Here is a 17,122-nt window from a genome sequence, read left to right as displayed (position 1 = left end):
TTGATTATCCCTTTTATAATAAAAAGTGTTATTTGACTTCAAATCTCCAGATATTATCAGGAAATTCAGTGGCTTCAATATCATGATTTGCGATTTTTTTCAGATGTTGCACGATCATGTTCCGCTTATTTTCCGAATCACAATGAAGGAAAACAGGCTTTTGGCTTATAAGGGCGGTCATTGGATTATCAATATCATATTCCTGTGCAAAGTGCATTGCTGCCGGTGAGGGCACTATCCAGTTTCCGAGGTAGCATGAATTGCTGTATAAATTGTTCCATTTTGCGTAAGTGAGCGATATGGGGTTATTTGTCACGTAAAAATCGGTTAAAATATAGAAATTATCTTTATTTTCCATAAATGTTTCCAATCGTCCGGATATATCGGCTTCATGTGCAACAATGTGTTTGTCTTTTACGTATCTCCACTGATATGTCATGAATATCGAATAAACTCCGAAAAGAATTACTGCGATACACATAAATAAAGTCTGGGTTTTCTTTGACGGTACGTGGCTAATGTCTTGCTGGGCTTTGGAAAGGTAGAATCCGGAAAGAAATACCGCAGATAAAAATACTCCTATTTCAACTCTCCACATATATCTGTTAATGCAGGCAAAGTACCAATATATCATTACTACACTGCCCAGAATACCTAATCCGAATAATTTATCCATACTGCTTTTTCTAAACAATAAAAATACAATGAGAATATAGGTAAGGAATACGGGACCTAAGCTTTCGAAAGGATTTCGGGTTGGAATATTAAATAAGTTAATGAACGTCTGCTGTATAATGTTTACATTAAGTCTAATCTTGCAATTGTTGAAGGGCTGTTCAATAGAATATACTTTTTTAAGCCAGGAAATATCGTAAAAGTCAGTATCACCGAATAACCAATTGCCGTAAAGCGCGATATCGTTTTCATCAGTATTGATTGAATCATATTCTGAGGGATTGTGCATGTAATCCAGACACATATAATCGCGCAGATTAACGCTTGCCTGATCATATTCCAAGTATTCATTCCATTCGGGATGCAGTGTTCTAAAAGATTTATCCGCAACCAACAGAATTATAATTCCTAATACGATAGTGATAAGTGGTTTTATAATGACTTTAAGTTTTGGAAGGTTATGCTGTTTGTAGTTTGCTAAGTAGTACACTATTATGAATATTGCGATAAATGGGAGCGTCATTATCATGCATTTAAAGCGTTCTGCAGTTCCGAATAAAAAGAGTAATGCTCCCCATATCCAGTGCAGATTTTCTTTGCATATTGAATGAAAGATGATGATAAAACCTGCGATAACCCATAATGATGCAGATTTGGTGTATTGCACCGCGATATAGTAGTCTCGGGCAAGAATAATATTTATAAAGATAGTTATTGCTTCAGCTATCATGAAATTACAATTCTCAAGGCATATGCAGCAAGATGCAGATATAGAAAGAACTGTCAGGGCAATCATGATCCAATAATACCAATTGATCTGGGGAATGATCATATTCAGAAGATATGCAGGTATTCCATAGAGTACATTGCTGTATGGAGTATAGTAGCTGCAGCTGTTTCCGAATGCTCCGGCACTGATGAGGTTTCTAAAAGTATCATCATTTCCGGCATAATCCAGAGGGCCGCCTAAAATGCTGAAACCACACATTATTACTGTTGTAATGAAAATTAAGAGAGACTTATGCTTTGAGATGGTTTTCATTTTTTTCTCCAAGATTTTTGAATAATGTATTTAGAAGAATTAGTGATAAATTCAATCTTTCTTATAATACCAAGTAGCAAATTGAATGACAATCAGCGGGTTTGGTAAAAAAATAATTTTTTTGCGCACATTTTCTTTGTGCCTTACGTCTAACATTATAGAAGGGAGGATGTGAGAAGTTTTCCATGGAAATAGAACAGTATTATGACAAGATATATCGATATTGCTACTTTAAAGTAAATAATAAGACACTTGCAGAAGATCTGACGCAGGAAACGTTCTTACGATTCCTTGGCGCGGAGTGCACATATCCTGACAGATATCTGTATACGATCGCGAAGAATCTGTGCATAGATGAGTATAGGAAAAATAAGCCTGAACTCACAGATATCAACAATTGTGAAGAAGAATTGGGGATTCAGAGCGGATTTGAAAACGCTATTGTGGATAAGTTGTCCATCAGACAGGCTTTGGATGAAATATCCGACGAAGACAGAGAACTATTGATACTCAGATATGTTAATGACGAGGGACCTAGGGGACGGGGTTAGTGGACCATAAAATAATTAGAGCGCTACCATTTCAAGGTAGCGCTCGTATCATTTTCTTTGTTCCAAGAGATTATCGTTATCAATGTTATCTATGTTGTATTTTTCAAACCATTCGTCTCTGGGAATGGATCTGCAACTGTTTTTTCCGTAGAAAGCTGAAGTCATATAGCTATTTATGTTTTCGGGATCTGAAAATACAGGCATATGCATAAGCGGACCCTGCTCAAAGTTTATTTCGGGTACAACTACATCAGTGACTGTAGGATCTTCCATAAGTTGTCTTTGCAATCTCATTTGATCCCTGAAATCATCGGCCTGTCCGGAAAGATAATAGTCAAGGCAGATATAATCGGTATATTCTTTTACGCCGTGCCTTCCAAGAACCATAATAAACATGATGGCAATTACGCTTAATATTGTTCCGATTGTTTCAGCATATTCCGGAAGTCGGAACTTAATGCTCTTTACGGTATAAGCCCAGCCGCACAGATATATGACTATAGCGATCATACATGAAAAGCATATCCACAAGTTAAAGTTCATATAGCCTGAAGACGGTGTGTTGCCGGTATACATTCTGGGAGCATAGACGCTCGCATTTAGGAGGAACAGTGTTATAACGAATAACAGCGGATGTGCAAATACATGATTGTTTATATTAAATCTGTTTTGTTTAAAAAACGCACAAGTAATAAGCGCGACTATAATAAGAGCAATGAGAATAAAGCTTTTTTCCGCCATGAAATATGTTACGGCATCTTGCACTGAAAATACTATGCTACTTACTATTGTTGCGATTAAACCGTCGACAGGTTCAGCGCCTTCAGCTAAATCTGCAGCTGCTCTGATTGCATTTCCGGGAGCAATCATGCTGATTCCAAGACCAATTAATTCCAAAACATAAGGAATAATCAAGTAAAGATCTTTTTTATCGTTTTTATTTTCTATCAAGTATTTCACAAGTAAAAGAAGGATACCTGACAAAAAGACCAGGAGAGAGGCCGGATATGTAGCGCCTCCCAATAAGGGATATCCGAGTGAGATCCATATCAGATCTGATATTTTGTGAAGAGTTAAAAAACGATCTGTCAGAGCAATCGTGACAAGCGATAAGCAGAATGGCATGCAGTAGTGTATGCAGCCAACCCACCAGAAAAATGCCGCTTTCTGTGAAGGAACCAACTGGAAACTGAAAAGAAGGAAGATTGCAGCGATCATTAACCAATAAAAGCCGTCAATTTTCCATTTTACTTTTAAGAAATAATATGAAAAATAGCATACTGCAGCAATCTGCATGAGCATAAAAATATATGGAACAATTACGTATGCGCTGTCGGAAAAGACTTCCGGATGAAGGCAAAAGGCAAAGACATCAAACCAAGTTCCCTGCCATTTGTGCCATATGTCTACTGTGTTTTTACATGCCGCAGAAACGGCTGCCAATACAGAACCGGTAGAAAGATATGCTAAGTGAGGACCCGAACCATAGTTGTAATCGTCTCCTGACGCACAATCATATCCTGCAATAATGCATATTGGAATAATAGAAATGAAAAAAACTGAGATGAGTAGAGACAATACAAATTTCTGATGCTTGTAGATCCAATTAAACATAGTTTCCTCACTGTAATTACGTGCATAACTATTTTGATAAAAAAGAGCAAAAAAATTCCCCGAAATCTATTCGGGGTTCGTAGAGCGATAGACGGGGCTCGAACCCGCGGTCTCGACCTTGGCAAGGTCGCGCGTTACCAACTACGCCACTATCGCATTTACGTGGCCATCACAACTGTGACAACGAATTGATTTTAGAATAAATTTACTACATTGTCAACATGTATTTGCAAAAATGTGGTATATTATCTTGCGTTGATAGAATTTTAATCATGTAAATATAGAGAGGACATAGATTTGGATATAAAAATTTCTGATGCCAAGGTATTTCTGAAAAAAGGACAGGGCCGAGAGCTTAAGGCAGGCGGACTCTGGGTTTACGATAATGAAATAGACAGAGTGGAAGGCACTTTTGATAACGGAGACATTATAGAACTTCATGATTTTGACGGTTACTTCATGGGATACGGTTTCATAAATACTGTATCCAAGATCAGAGTCAGGATGATGTCCCGTAAAAAAGACCATCCGGTTACCAAGGAGCTTATAGAAAAGAGAATTCGTGATGCCTGGGAGTATAGAAAGGCTGTTATGGCAACAAATGAGCCTATTGAGCAGCTTTCTTGCAGACTTATCTTTGGAGAAGCAGATTTTTTACCGGGAATTACAATTGATAAATTCTCGGATGTTCTTGTAATTGAGTCACTGGCGCTTGGGACAGACAGAATGAAAGAGCTTATTATCGACCTTTGCAAAAAAGTTCTTCTTGAAGACGGAGTTAAGATCCGCGGCGTATATGAGAGAAGTGATGCGAAGGTAAGAGAGCTTGAAGGGCTTGAGAGAGTTAAGGGCTTTATCGGAGATTCATTCGACACAAAAGTTATCATTACCGAGAATGGGGTCAAGTACTACGTTGACGTTGAGAATGGCCAGAAGACGGGATTTTTCCTTGATCAAAAGAATAACAGAAAAGCCATAGCTTCTTTTTGTAAGGGTAAAAAGGTGCTGGACTGCTTCACACATACAGGCTCATTTGCGCTTAACTGCGCCGCAAACGGAGCGGAGTCGGTTCTTGGTGTCGATGCATCAGATCTTGGATGCAAGCAGGCTGAAGAAAACGCAGAGCTCAACGGACTTGAGAATATAGCGAAATTCCAATGTGCCGACGTATTTGAACTTCTTCCTGACCTTGAGAAAAAAGGCGAAAAGTTTGATGTTGTTATTCTAGATCCTCCGGCATTTACAAAGTCCAGAGCTTCAGTAAAGAAAGCTACAACAGGGTACAAAGAGATCAATATGCGTGGAATGAAGCTTGTTAAAGACGGCGGATACCTTGCAACATGCTCTTGCTCACACTTTATGGATGAGGAACTTTTCCTCAAAACAATTCAGGACGCAGCAAGAGATGCGCACAAGAGGCTCAAGCAGGTTGAATTCAGACAACAGGCGGCAGACCATCCGATCCTTGTAGGCGGAGCTGCGTCATATTACCTTAAATTTGTGATATATCAGGTTTGTGATGAGATGTAATAAAAATAATGCCTTGGCACAAGTGTGTAATCACCAGTGCCGGGGTATTTTTATTGCTTAAAAAATTTGTTTTTCTGTTGACATATTTTTCTGATTGGTATAACATTACTATTGCTGTCGCGCAAGCGACTTTAGATATATGCGATAGTGGCGTAGTTGGTAACGCGCGACCTTGCCAAGGTCGAGACCGCGGGTTCGAGCCCCGTCTATCGCTCTTAAAAACCTCAGATGATTTCATCTGAGGTTTTTTCTTATTTTGTAAATTAGAATAGACAGTCTATTCCGGTTTACATATCACTACTTCTTATCACCGGATATAAGTTTTTGATAATTCTTCTAAAGACGCTTCTAAGGTATCATTTCTTTGTCGAATGTACAGGAAATAAAGCATTATAGCACAAGTTTTTCGCTTTAATAAGCAAACGCGTCAACGCATAAATTTAGCATTGCGAAAAAGTTTTCATTGACATTTGCCCATTAATCCTTGATTATAATTAATACATAAGATTGTATACATGTATAAAGTATATAGGAGGAATTATCCATGAAGAAAAAGTTATTATCAATCGTGCTTGCGTCAGCACTTACGCTTAGCATGATTGGTTGCGGAAGTTCTGCAGTAAGCGGGGTGTCAGAGCAGAATGACACTACTTCAGACGAAGCAGATGCATCTGATTCAAAAAAGAGTGCGGAAGGAAATCTCAATGTAATGCTTGAGACACCTGTTGAATCACTTGATCCTCAACAGGCTACAGACGGTACATCTTTTGAAGTTATCGCTGACTATACAGATGGCCTTATGCAGATGGATGCAGACGGAAAGGCAGTAAATGCTCTTGCTGATATGGTCGATGTTTCAGAAGATGGTCTTACATATACATTCCATATTCGTAATGATGCAAATTGGAGCAATGGAAAGCCTGTAACTGCTGCAGACTTCGTATTTGCTTGGCAGAGAGCAGTTGATCCCGAGGTTGCTTCTGAGTATTCATATATGCTCAGTGATATCGGACAGATCGTAAATGCTCAGGAAATCATAGATGGAACAAAGGATAAGAGCGAGCTTGGTGTAAAGGCTGTTGATGAAAAGACTCTTGAAGTTAAGCTCAACGTACCTGTAAGCTATTTCCTTAGTCTTATGTATTTCCCGACATTCTATCCGGTAAACCAGGCGTTCTTTGAGAGCTGTGCAGATACATATGCAACAAGCCCCGAGACAACTCTTTCAAATGGAGCATTCATCCTTGATGAGTACCAGCCGGCAGCAACTACTATTCGTCTTATCAAGAACCCTGACTACTATGATTCAGACAAAGTTAAACTTGTGGCTCTTAACTATCAGGTAATTCAGGATTCTCAGCAGGCTCTTATGAGTTACCAGAGCGGAGATCTTGATACTACTCTTGTTAACGGTGAGCAGGTTGATCAGGTAAAAGACGATCCTTCATACAAGGCAATCGGCGCAGGATATCTCTGGTACATCAGTCCTAACATGAAAGAAGTAAAAGAACTTCAGAATAAAAATATTCGTTATGCCATCACAATGGCACTTAACCGTGAAGCAATTACAACAGATGTTCTTAAGGATGGTTCAGCTCCTACTTATACGGCAGTTCCTATGGATTTTGCAACCGGCCCTGACGGATCGGATTTCTCAGCCGATCAGGAGAAGTTCAAAGATGTTTGCAGATATGATGCAACTGCAGCTGCAGATTATTGGAACAAGGGACTTGAAGAACTTGGTGCAAAAGAAATTACTGTCACAATGATCCACGATGCAGACGATGCTCCCATCAAGGTGGCACAGGTTGTTAAGGAACAGCTTGAGACAACACTTCCCGGACTTACTGTTGAACTTCAGCAGATGCCTAAGAAGGAAAGAGTTCAGCGTATGCAGGAAGGTGATTTTGAACTTGGTCTTACACGTTGGGGACCTGATTACGCTGATCCTATGACATATCTCGGAATGTGGGTAACAAAGAATGCCAACAACTATGGCTTCTGGAGTAATTCTGAATACGATGAGATCATTGCCGATTGTACAACAGGTTCGACAGCAATGGATCCCAAAGCACGTTGGTCAGCACTCTATAAGGCAGAGAAGCTCGTAATGGATGAAGCGGTTATTTTCCCGCTTTATACACAGTGCAATGCGGAGCTTATTTCAACAAACGTAAGCGGCATTGAATTCCACCCTGTAGCACTTAACAGAGTTTACAAGAATGCAGAAAAGAAATAATCAAATAAACTAAAACTTTTGCGAGAGGAAGAGTAGTGTTTTTTCTACTTTTCCTCGCGCTTTAATCTTTTGGGGTAGCTATGAAAAAATATGTATTAAAACGAGTGATCACAGCAATCTTTACATTGCTGGCAATTACACTGATTCTTTTTATACTGATGCAGCTTATGCCGGGCTCGCCGTTTAATGATGAGAAGCTGAACGAATCTCAAAAAGCTGCGCTGTACGCCAAATATGGACTGGATAAACCGATTGTCATTCAGTTTTTTCATTATGTTGTTAATATGTTCAAAGGAGACCTTGGAGTAAGCTACAAGATTTCCAAGAATACCCCTATTACACAGCTGATCGCATCCAGACTTCCGATTTCTATCGGCGTTGGATTTGCTGCAGTATTTATCGGGGCAATAATTGGTCTTTTATTGGGACTTCTTGCGGCGTTCAAAAGAGATACCGCTTGGGATACGTTTGCAACAGTAATCTCAGTTATCGGCGTATCGGTTCCGTCATATGTTTTTGCTCTGGCACTTTCTTATCAGTTCGGTTTTAAGCTGGACTGGTTCCCTATGCTCTATTCGGCAAAAGATGTTGTTCGTTCAAGTGTATTACCGTCAGTATCACTTTCCATGTTTACTATGGCTTCAATTGCAAGATTCACAAGAGCAGAAATGATCGAAGTTTTGGGCTCGGATTATATGCTTCTTGCTGAATCCAAGGGACTTTCGGGAAACAAGCTCGTGTTCTCACATGCTTTAAGAAACGCCCTTATTCCTATTATTACTGTATTGGCACCACTTGTTGTTGATCTTATGACAGGTTCGCTTGTCGTTGAAAAGATCTTTTCTATACCCGGAGTTGGTTCATTGTTAGTAAATGCAATCCAGTCTAATGACTATAACGTTGTTATAGCCCTTAGCTTCATATATTCAGCTATGTACATTGGAATCATGCTTGTTGTAGATATTCTCTACGGCGTGATAGATCCCAGAATTCGTGTGGCAAAGGAGGGAGATTGATATGGCAGAAGCAACTTTTGATAAAGCAAACTCCTATGTCCCTGTAGAAGCGGATTTCAGATTAAAAGGAAAAACGGCGGATGATTTTGTTGATACAAACTTCGCGTCTCAGAATTTTTGGAAAGAAGTAATAGCAAGATTTTGGCGTAAGAAGAGCGCTGTTATAGGTCTTGTCTTTGTTCTTATAATTTCATTTTTTGCCTTTTTAGGTCCTGTGATGAATGAATATACCTATTCGGGACAGAACTTAGAGAATAAGAATCTTGCGCCGAGAATACCAATCATTGAGTACACAGGTCTTTTTGACGGACATGAAAATATCAAGACTACATCAGGCACCAAGACAGTGAACTATTACTTTGAAAAAAAGCTGCCTGATACATTTTACTGGTTTGGAAGCGATAACTTTGGCAGAGATATCTGGACCAGAACATGGTCGGGAGCACAGGTTTCACTTATTATAGCTGTTGCGGCAGCAATCATCGATATGATCATTGGTATGAGTTATGGCCTTATTTCCGGATACTTTGGAGGCAAAGTGGACATGGTACTTCAGAGAATCTTAGAGATTGCCAACGGTATTCCAAGGCTTGTAATAGTTACGCTTCTTCTCCTGGTATTTAAGCCGGGTATGATCACTATAATCATAGCCCTTATGCTCACTGAGTGGGTTGGAATGAGTAGAATTGCCAGAGCAGAGATGCTCAAGTTAAAAGAGCAGGAATTTGTCCTTGCATCCAGAACTTTAGGTGCGGGAAATATGCATATCATTTTTAGCGAGGTACTTCCAAACATTATCGGATCTATTATCACACAGGTTATGTTCTCTATTCCTACAGCTATTTTTACAGAAGCGTTTCTTTCGTTTGTAGGACTTGGAATCCCTGTACCGAGGTGCTCGCTGGGATCACTTATTTCTGAAGGATTTAACAGCTTTACGACACATCCTTATCAGATAATTCCGCCTATCATAGTTATGGCTCTTTTGATGCTCAGCTTTAACCTTGTGGCAGACGGGCTCAGAGAAGCGCTTGATCCAAAGTTAAAGGAGATGTGATCTGACATGAGTGAAAATAATAGAAGAGAAAAAATACTTGATGTCAAAGATCTTGACATCACCTTTAAGACTACCGCGGGAAAAGTACATGCGATCCGCGGAGTAAATTTAGAACTTTATCAGGGCGAGACTGTTGCTATAGTTGGTGAGTCAGGTTCGGGAAAATCTGTAACCATGCGTGCTGCAATGGGAATCCTTGCCAAGAACGCTGAGGTTAATTCAGGAGAAATAATCTACAGATATCGCGATAACAAAGGCGGAATCGATTATAACCCTGACAGTGATGAGACTGCGCAGTGGAAAGAAGCAGATATTTTAAAGCAGGACAAAAAGTGGATCAGAAAGCACATTAACGGTCGAAGGATGGCAATGGTATTTCAGGATCCGATGACAAGCCTTGATCCTACAATGACTATCGGCAAACAGATCATGGAAGGCATGATCTGGCATTACAAGCTTGATAAAGCAGATGCATATAAAAGATCGGTAGAGCTTTTAAAGGAAGTTGGTATTGAGGATGCCGAAAAGAGAATGAAGCAGTATCCTCATCAGCTTTCCGGCGGTATGAGACAGAGAGTAGTTATTGCAATAGCTCTTTCCTGCAATCCGGATCTTCTTATCTGCGACGAACCTACAACAGCTCTTGACGTTAATATTCAGGCCAAGATTCTTGAACTAATCAAAAAGGTTCAGAAGGAAAGAGATATTGCGGTTATCTATATTACTCATGATCTCGGAGTTGTGGCTAAGGTTGCGGATTACGTAAATGTTATGTATGCAGGTAAGATTGTAGAAGTCGGTAAGATCAATGAAATATTCTACGATCCGAGACATCCGTATACCTGGGGACTTTTATCGGCTATGCCGGATCTGGGAACTGATGATGACAGACTTTATACGATTCCGGGCTCACCACCGAATCTTTTGCATGAAAAAGAGGGTGATGCCTTTGCTCCGAGAAATGCTTATGCTCTGGAGATTGACGACAAGCTTGAGCCACCTATGTTCAAGATAACAGAAAGTCATTTTGCAGCAACATGGCTTCTTGATGAGAGGGCACCAAAGGTTGAGATGCCGGCAGAATTAAAGGCAAGAATTCAGAGAATGAAAAAGGAGGCACAGGCAAATGGCAGCGAATTATAATGCAGCGCCTCTCCTTGAAGTAGAGGGACTTAGACAGTATTTTCCCGTCAGTAAGACATTTACGGTTAAGGCTGTGGAAAATGTCAGCTTTAAGGTTTATCCGGGCGAGACTTACGGTCTTGTCGGTGAGTCGGGATCGGGAAAATCTACGATTGGCAGAAGTATCATAAGACTATACGATCCGACGGACGGGAAGATCACTTTTGACGGAATGGATATTTCCGGAAAGATGAACAAAGAGACCAAGGAAAATTTAAGGGTTCAGATGCAGATGATCTTCCAGGATCCGATGGCTTCGCTCAATCCCAGAAAGAAGATCAAAGATATCATCGGAGAAGCCCTTGATATCCACCATGTCTGCAAGAGCAAAGAGGAAAGGGATAAAAAGGTAGAGGCAATTCTTAATAAGGTTGGGCTTGCCAAAGAGCACGCCGATCGCTATCCTCATCAGTTTTCGGGCGGACAGAGACAGAGAGTCGGTATTGCAAGAGCTCTTATCTTGAATCCAAAGCTTGTTATAGCCGATGAGTGTATTTCTGCCCTTGATGTTTCCATTCAGGCACAGGTCGTAAACCTTATGAAGGACATTCAGGAGGAGCTTGGAACAGCATATCTTTTTATTGCACACGATCTTTCAATGGTTAAGTATATTTCGGACAGGATAGGTGTTTTGCACTTGGGACATCTTCTTGAGACAGGTACAACGGATGAAATCTTTAATAATCCGATTCATCCATATACAAAGAGTCTTTTATCGGCAATTCCTATTCCCAATCCTGAGCTTGAGAAGAATCGTGAAGCTATAAGCTACGACTACAAGACATCGGGACTTGACTACAACAAAGGAACGGAACATCTGGTTGACGGAACTCATTTTGTGAAGTGTACGGATGAAGAATTCGAGGCCTGGACAAGGGTATAACAGCAGTGCGGAAATAGATTGTGCACAAGATAAAATGGTGTTAGAATCGTGGATATGGATAAAAGTCATATCCACGATTTTTTTGAAAAGCTAAATGCTTTTTGGTATAAGGAGTACTATTTATGACAGATTACAAGTTGCTTGCTGCACAGATAAAAGTTCTGGCAGAAGATGAACCTAATTTTATTCCGGTATTGTCCAATGCCTCGGCGCTTTTATATGACAATATGGAAGACCTTAATTGGGCAGGGTTTTACCTTATGGATAAAGGATCTCTTTTACTTGGACCATTCCAGGGGAAAGTTGCATGCATCAGAATCCGGCTCGGAAAGGGCGTTTGCGGAACAGCGGCAGGAAACGATGAGACGCAGCTTGTTGCGAATGTTCACGAATTTGCGGGACATATCGCATGTGACAGTGCATCCAATTCGGAGATTGTTGTGCCGATTCACAAAGAGGGCAAGGTTGTTGGAGTGCTTGATATAGACAGCCCCAGTCTTAACAGGTTTAACGAAGATGATAAGGCAGGACTTGAAATGTTTGCAAAGACTTTGGAAGAAGTAATAGATTTTTCCACAGTTTCTTTTGAGTAATAAAAGCATAAAGAGGATAAGAGTATGGATAATAGAATTTCATTTTCCAGTGATTATACAAAGGGTGCGCATCCGCAGATCTTAAAGCGCCTTACGGAGACAAATTTTGAGCAGATAGACGGTTACGGCACGGATGAGTACTGCAAGAGCGCTGCCGAGAAGATAAAGAAAGTGTGCGGATGTCCTGACGGAGAGGTCTTTTTCCTTGTAGGCGGAACTCAGACCAATCAGACAATAATTGATATGCTCCTTCAGCCATATGAGGGAATCGTTGCGGCTGAAACCGGACATATTGCGGCACATGAGGCGGGTGCCATTGAGCATGCGGGACACAAGGTACTTACGGTTCCCGGACGCGGAGAAGAGAAGGATACTGAGAAATACGGATCGGATATCGGTAAGTTATCCGCAGCTGAAGTGGATAAGCTTATTTCAAATTTCTATGATGACGCAAACCATGAGCATATGGTATTTCCCGGAGCGGTGTATATTTCGCATCCCACAGAGTACGGAACTCTTTATACGAAAAAAGAACTTGAGAATATCTCAAGTGTCTGCAAGAAGTATAATATTCCGCTCTTTATAGACGGAGCAAGGCTCGGATACGGTCTTATGAGCAAAAGAACCGATGTGACAATAGAAGATATTGCAAAATATGCGGATGTTTTCTATATCGGCGGAACTAAGGTCGGCGCGCTCTTTGGCGAAGCGGTTGTTTTCACCAAGGGCGTAACAACGAAGCACCCGATTCCTGTGATCAAGCAGCACGGTGCGCTTCTTGCAAAGGGATGGCTTCTTGGACTTCAGTTTGACACATTGTTTACCGACAATCTCTACTTTGATATCAGCAAAAAAGCTATCGAAGCGGCAGATCTGTTAAAAGAAGGTCTTAAGAGCAAAGGATACAAGATATTCCTTGATTCTCCTACAAACCAGCAATTTGTTGTGGTTTCCAATGAAAAACTGGAGGAGCTTAGCAAGAATGTCAGATACGGATTCTGGGAGAAATATGACGAAGATCATACCGTGATCAGATTCGCAACAGACTGGGCTACCGAGACGGCCGATGTCGAGAGACTTCTTAGCTATTTATGATAATCGGTTTAGCTTAGCAGGCTAAAAATCAGACTTGCGTATTTAGGAGATTAGTAGTAATATAATGCATTATTAAAGAAGATAAAAAGCTATGACGAAGACAGTACGCAGTATTTGAAAGCTTTCAGAGAACCGGTGGTTGGTGCGAACCGGTGCGAGTAGGAACTGACAGAAAATCACTTCTGAGCTGCAAAATCGAAATGACAGTAGATTTTGACGTGTATCCCAGCGTTAACGGGGAGCGTATTCAACCGGGATGTTGTATGACAGCTCTTGGCGCGTATGTGTAAACAGGTGGTATAACGAGTGTAAATTAACGACCTCGTCCTTTTTACAAAAAAGGACGAGGTCTTATTTATTTGAAAGAGAGGAGTTTTCAAATGTATAACAAAGTCGAAACAGACATGAACTTTGTCGGCAGAGAAAAGAAGATTGAAGAGTTCTGGAAAAAAGAAGACATTTTCAAAAAAAGTGTAGATACCAGAAGCAAGGGTGAAATGTATATGTTCTATGACGGCCCTCCGACAGCTAACGGAAAGCCTCATATCGGACACGTTCTTACACGTGCTATCAAGGATATGATTCCCAGATACCGCACAATGAAGGGCTATACAGTTCCTCGTAAGGCAGGCTGGGACACACACGGTCTTCCTGTTGAGCTTGAAGTTGAGAAACTCCTTAATCTTGATGGAAAAGAGCAGATTGAAGAATACGGAATGGAGCCTTTCATCCAGAAATGTAAGGAATCCGTATGGAAATATAAGGGAATGTGGGAGGATTTCTCCGGCACAGTCGGTTTCTGGGCTGATATGGAGCATCCCTACATCACATATGATGACAATTTCATCGAGTCCGAGTGGTGGGCTCTTAACGAGATCTGGAAAAAAGGTCTCCTTTACAAGGGCTTCAAGGTAGTTCCTTACTGCCCTCGTTGCGGAACACCTCTTTCATCACACGAGGTTGCTCAGGGCTATAAGCTCCTTAAAGAGCGTACAGCGGTAGTTCGTTTCAAGGTAAAGGATGAGGATGCTTATTTCCTTGCATGGACAACAACACCTTGGACACTTCCTTCAAATATCGGTCTTTGCGTTAACCCTGATGAGAAATATATCAAGGTTAAGGCTGTTGACGGCAATGTATATTATCTTGCAGAGGCACTTGCAGATAAGGTACTTGGTTCTCTTGTAAAAGAAGAAGGTCAGAAGGCATACGAAGTTCTTGAAACATACGTAGGAACAGACCTTGAGTACAAAGAATATGAGCCTTTATATCAGTGCGCAGCTGACGAAGCTCAGAAACAGCATAAAAAAGCATTCTTTATCTATTGCGATACATACGTAACCATGTCAGACGGTACAGGTATCGTACATATCGCTCCGGCATTCGGTGAAGACGACGCTCGTGTTGGACGTAAGTACGACGCTCCTCTTGTACAGATGGTTGACGGCGAAGGTAAGTTAAAGCCTGAGACACCTTTCGGCGGAATGAGATGTAAGCCTACTCAGAAAGAAATGGATGAGGGCGCTGTAAGTGCGGATCCCGAGGTATTAAAAGACCTTGATAAGAGAGGACTTCTTTTTGCTGCACCTAAGATGGAGCACGATTATCCTCATTGCTGGAGATGCGGAACACCCCTTCTTTACTATGCTCGTTCATCTTGGTTCATCAAGGTTACAGAAGTTAAGGACGACCTTATCCGCAACAACAAAGAGATCAACTGGATCCCTGAGTCAATCGGTAAGGGACGTTTCGGTGACTGGCTTGAGAATATTCAGGACTGGGGTATCTCACGTGACAGATATTGGGGAACACCTCTTAATATCTGGGAGTGTGATGACTGCGGACACCAGCTTTCAGTTGGTTCAAGAAAAGAGCTCGCTGAGCTTTCCGGAGATCCTTCAGCTGAGACTACAGAACTTCACAGACCTTATATTGATAAATTTGAGATTACTTGTCCTAAGTGCGGCAAGAAAATGCACCGTGTAAAAGAAGTTATCGACTGCTGGTTCGATTCAGGAGCAATGCCTTTCGCTCAGCTCCACTATCCATTTGAGAACAAGGAACTCTTCGAGAAGCAGTTCCCTGCTCAGTTCATTTCGGAAGCTGTCGATCAGACAAGAGGATGGTTCTATTCACTTCATGCTGAAGCAACACTTCTTTTCAACAAGCCTGCGTTTAAGAACGTTATAGTTCTCGGACTTGTACAGGATGAGAATGGACAGAAGATGAGTAAGTCCAAGGGTAATGCGGTAGATCCTTTCGATGCACTTGCTAAATACGGCGCAGATGCGATCAGATGGTACTTCTATGTAAACAGCGCACCTTGGCTTCCCAGCCGTTTCTCAGGTGATGCCGTTCAGGAAGGACAGCGTAAGTTCCTTGGAACACTTTGGAATACATATGCATTCTTCGTTCTTTATGCAAATATTGACGGATTCGATGCAGCTAATTACAAGCTTGAGCCCGATAAGCTCACTGTAATGGATAAATGGCTTCTTTCAAAGCTCAACAGCTGTGTAAAAGCAGTTGATGAGAACCTTGAAAACTATAGAATTCCTGAAGCAGGAAAGGCACTTGATAACTTTGTCGACGAGATGTCCAACTGGTACGTTCGTCGTAGCAGAGAGCGTTTCTGGGCAAAGGGAATGGAGCAGGATAAAATCTCAGCATACATGACTCTGTATACTGCACTTGTTACTATTTCCAAGGCAGCTGCACCTATGGTTCCTTTCATGACTGAGGAAATCTATCAGAATCTTGTAAGAAAGAGCTTTGCTGATGCTCCTGAGAGTATCCACCTCTGCGACTTCCCTGTTGCAGATGAGGCATTCATCGACAAGAAGCTTGAGAAGGATATGGAAGAAGTTCTTGATATCGTAGTTCTCGGACGTGCGGCAAGAAATGCAGCCAACATCAAGAACCGTCAGCCTATCGGAACAATGTACGTTAAGGCAGAAGAGACTGTAGGAGAGTTCTACAAAGAGATCATCAGAGAAGAGCTCAACGTTAAGGAAGTATCTTTCACAGATGATGTAAGAGACTTCACAAGCTACAGCTTCAAACCTCAGCTTAAGACACTCGGACCTAAGTACGGCAAGAACATCGGAGCTATCAAGGCTTATCTTGAGAAGCTTGACGGAAATGCCACAATGGACGAGCTTAATACGAACGGTAGCATCAAATTCAACGTAAATGATGTTGATGTAGAGCTTGTTAAGGAAGATCTTCTTATCGAGATCGCGCAGAAGGAAGGCTTCATTTCACAGGAGAACTGGGGAATTACTGTTGTTCTTGATACAAATCTCTCAGAAGAACTTATCAAAGAGGGATTCGTACTTGAAGTTATCAGTAAGATCCAGACAATGCGTAAGGATTCCGGATTCGAAGTTATGGATCACATTAAGGTATCACTTAACGGAAATGACAAGCTTGCAGCAATCGTTAAGGATAATAACGACAGCATCGCAACCAAGGTTCTTGCTAATGAGATCGTATTCGACAAAGATGTAGCAAATGCAAAAGAATGGGATATCAACGGCGAGAAAGTTACTATCGGCGTAGAAAAAGTCTGATATATTATTGTTAAAACGTATAGCCTTAGGGAAACAAGATTTCTCTAAGGCTATTTTTGTGCCTTTATATGAG

Annotated in this window: 12 protein-coding genes, 2 tRNA genes and 1 other annotated feature; of the genes, 11 read left to right on the top strand and 3 right to left on the bottom strand. The window is 41.1% G+C overall.

Annotation, left to right across the window (positions count from 1 at the left end):
* Window positions 1–28: 28 nt before the first annotated feature.
* A complete protein-coding gene (locus tag BM398_RS04985) occupies window positions 29–1,717 on the bottom strand; it encodes a hypothetical protein (RefSeq protein WP_092336688.1) in 1,689 nt (562 codons plus the stop codon).
* A 185-nt stretch (window positions 1,718–1,902) separates the two neighbouring features.
* Here BM398_RS04985 and BM398_RS04980 point away from each other — a divergent pair, with 185 nt between their 5' ends.
* The gene (locus BM398_RS04980) at window positions 1,903–2,268 is read left to right on the top strand and encodes an RNA polymerase sigma factor (RefSeq protein ID WP_092336687.1); all 366 of its coding nucleotides are present in this window, start codon (window positions 1,903–1,905) and stop codon (window positions 2,266–2,268) included.
* A gap of 48 nt (window positions 2,269–2,316) precedes the next feature.
* Here BM398_RS04980 and BM398_RS04975 read toward each other — a convergent pair whose 3' ends face one another.
* Entirely contained in the window at window positions 2,317–3,882 is a 1,566-nt protein-coding gene (locus BM398_RS04975) for a hypothetical protein (RefSeq protein WP_092336686.1), read from the bottom strand.
* Window positions 3,883–3,965: 83 nt separating this feature from the next.
* Window positions 3,966–4,038: transfer RNA gene (locus BM398_RS04970), tRNA-Gly, on the bottom strand.
* A gap of 153 nt (window positions 4,039–4,191) precedes the next feature.
* Between BM398_RS04970 and BM398_RS04965 the strand changes: the two genes are divergently transcribed.
* From BM398_RS04965 to ileS, 10 genes are all read left to right on the top strand, one after another.
* Window positions 4,192–5,412 carry a class I SAM-dependent rRNA methyltransferase gene (locus tag BM398_RS04965; protein WP_092336835.1) on the top strand — a complete coding sequence of 407 codons (1,221 nt, stop codon included), beginning with the start codon at window positions 4,192–4,194 and terminating at the stop codon, window positions 5,410–5,412.
* 141 nt (window positions 5,413–5,553) lie between these two features.
* Window positions 5,554–5,626 (top strand) — tRNA-Gly (locus BM398_RS04960).
* Between the two features lie 330 nt (window positions 5,627–5,956).
* Complete coding sequence (locus BM398_RS04955; RefSeq protein WP_092336685.1) at window positions 5,957–7,651, top strand: peptide ABC transporter substrate-binding protein; 1,695 nt, start codon at window positions 5,957–5,959, stop codon at window positions 7,649–7,651.
* Between the two features lie 80 nt (window positions 7,652–7,731).
* Window positions 7,732–8,667, top strand: a complete 936-nt coding sequence (locus BM398_RS04950) for an ABC transporter permease (protein WP_026656368.1) — start codon at window positions 7,732–7,734, stop codon at window positions 8,665–8,667.
* A 1-nt stretch (window position 8,668) separates the two neighbouring features.
* Window positions 8,669–9,724 (top strand): ABC transporter permease, encoded by a 1,056-nt coding sequence (locus tag BM398_RS04945; protein ID WP_092336684.1) that lies wholly within the window; start codon window positions 8,669–8,671, stop codon window positions 9,722–9,724.
* A 6-nt stretch (window positions 9,725–9,730) separates the two neighbouring features.
* Complete coding sequence (locus BM398_RS04940) at window positions 9,731–10,867, top strand: ABC transporter ATP-binding protein (protein WP_027208905.1); 1,137 nt, start codon at window positions 9,731–9,733, stop codon at window positions 10,865–10,867.
* Window positions 10,851–11,789, top strand: coding sequence for an ABC transporter ATP-binding protein (locus BM398_RS04935; RefSeq protein ID WP_026656371.1), 939 nt, complete (start codon window positions 10,851–10,853; stop codon window positions 11,787–11,789). Before BM398_RS04940 ends, BM398_RS04935 begins: the two co-directional genes overlap by 17 nt.
* 122 nt (window positions 11,790–11,911) lie before the next feature.
* On the top strand, window positions 11,912–12,382 hold the full coding sequence (locus BM398_RS04930) for a GAF domain-containing protein (protein WP_092336683.1): 471 nt from the start codon (window positions 11,912–11,914) through the stop codon (window positions 12,380–12,382).
* Between the two features lie 24 nt (window positions 12,383–12,406).
* Window positions 12,407–13,477, top strand: a complete 1,071-nt coding sequence (locus BM398_RS04925; protein ID WP_092336682.1) for a threonine aldolase family protein — start codon at window positions 12,407–12,409, stop codon at window positions 13,475–13,477.
* 82 nt (window positions 13,478–13,559) lie between these two features.
* Window positions 13,560–13,810, top strand: a binding site (T-box leader).
* A 47-nt stretch (window positions 13,811–13,857) separates the two neighbouring features.
* Window positions 13,858–17,049: an isoleucine--tRNA ligase gene (gene ileS, locus BM398_RS04920; RefSeq protein WP_092336681.1), complete on the top strand. Its 3,192-nt coding sequence runs from the start codon at window positions 13,858–13,860 to the stop codon at window positions 17,047–17,049.
* The last annotated feature ends 73 nt before the right edge of the window (window positions 17,050–17,122 follow it).

Origin of the sequence: Butyrivibrio sp. M55 (genome assembly GCF_900116865.1) — a bacterium.
Classification (GTDB): Bacteria; Bacillota; Clostridia; order Lachnospirales; family Lachnospiraceae; genus Butyrivibrio.
The sequence above is the reverse complement of the archived record's forward strand: the minus strand, read 5'-3'. Positions and strand labels throughout refer to the sequence as shown.

Excerpts from the sequence above, each read along its gene's own strand:
- BM398_RS04985 (WP_092336688.1), bottom strand. The coding sequence starts at position 1,717 with ATGAAAACCATCTCAAAGCATAAGTCTCTCTTAATTTTCATTACAACA.
- BM398_RS04980 (WP_092336687.1), top strand. The coding sequence starts at position 1,903 with ATGGAAATAGAACAGTATTATGACAAGATATATCGATATTGCTACTTT.
- BM398_RS04975 (WP_092336686.1), bottom strand. The coding sequence starts at position 3,882 with ATGTTTAATTGGATCTACAAGCATCAGAAATTTGTATTGTCTCTACTC.
- BM398_RS04955 (WP_092336685.1), top strand. The coding sequence starts at position 5,957 with ATGAAGAAAAAGTTATTATCAATCGTGCTTGCGTCAGCACTTACGCTT.
- BM398_RS04950 (WP_026656368.1), top strand. The coding sequence starts at position 7,732 with ATGAAAAAATATGTATTAAAACGAGTGATCACAGCAATCTTTACATTG.
- BM398_RS04945 (WP_092336684.1), top strand. The coding sequence starts at position 8,669 with ATGGCAGAAGCAACTTTTGATAAAGCAAACTCCTATGTCCCTGTAGAA.
- BM398_RS04940 (WP_027208905.1), top strand. The coding sequence starts at position 9,731 with ATGAGTGAAAATAATAGAAGAGAAAAAATACTTGATGTCAAAGATCTT.
- BM398_RS04935 (WP_026656371.1), top strand. The coding sequence starts at position 10,851 with ATGGCAGCGAATTATAATGCAGCGCCTCTCCTTGAAGTAGAGGGACTT.
- BM398_RS04930 (WP_092336683.1), top strand. The coding sequence starts at position 11,912 with ATGACAGATTACAAGTTGCTTGCTGCACAGATAAAAGTTCTGGCAGAA.
- BM398_RS04925 (WP_092336682.1), top strand. The coding sequence starts at position 12,407 with ATGGATAATAGAATTTCATTTTCCAGTGATTATACAAAGGGTGCGCAT.
- ileS (WP_092336681.1), top strand. The coding sequence starts at position 13,858 with ATGTATAACAAAGTCGAAACAGACATGAACTTTGTCGGCAGAGAAAAG.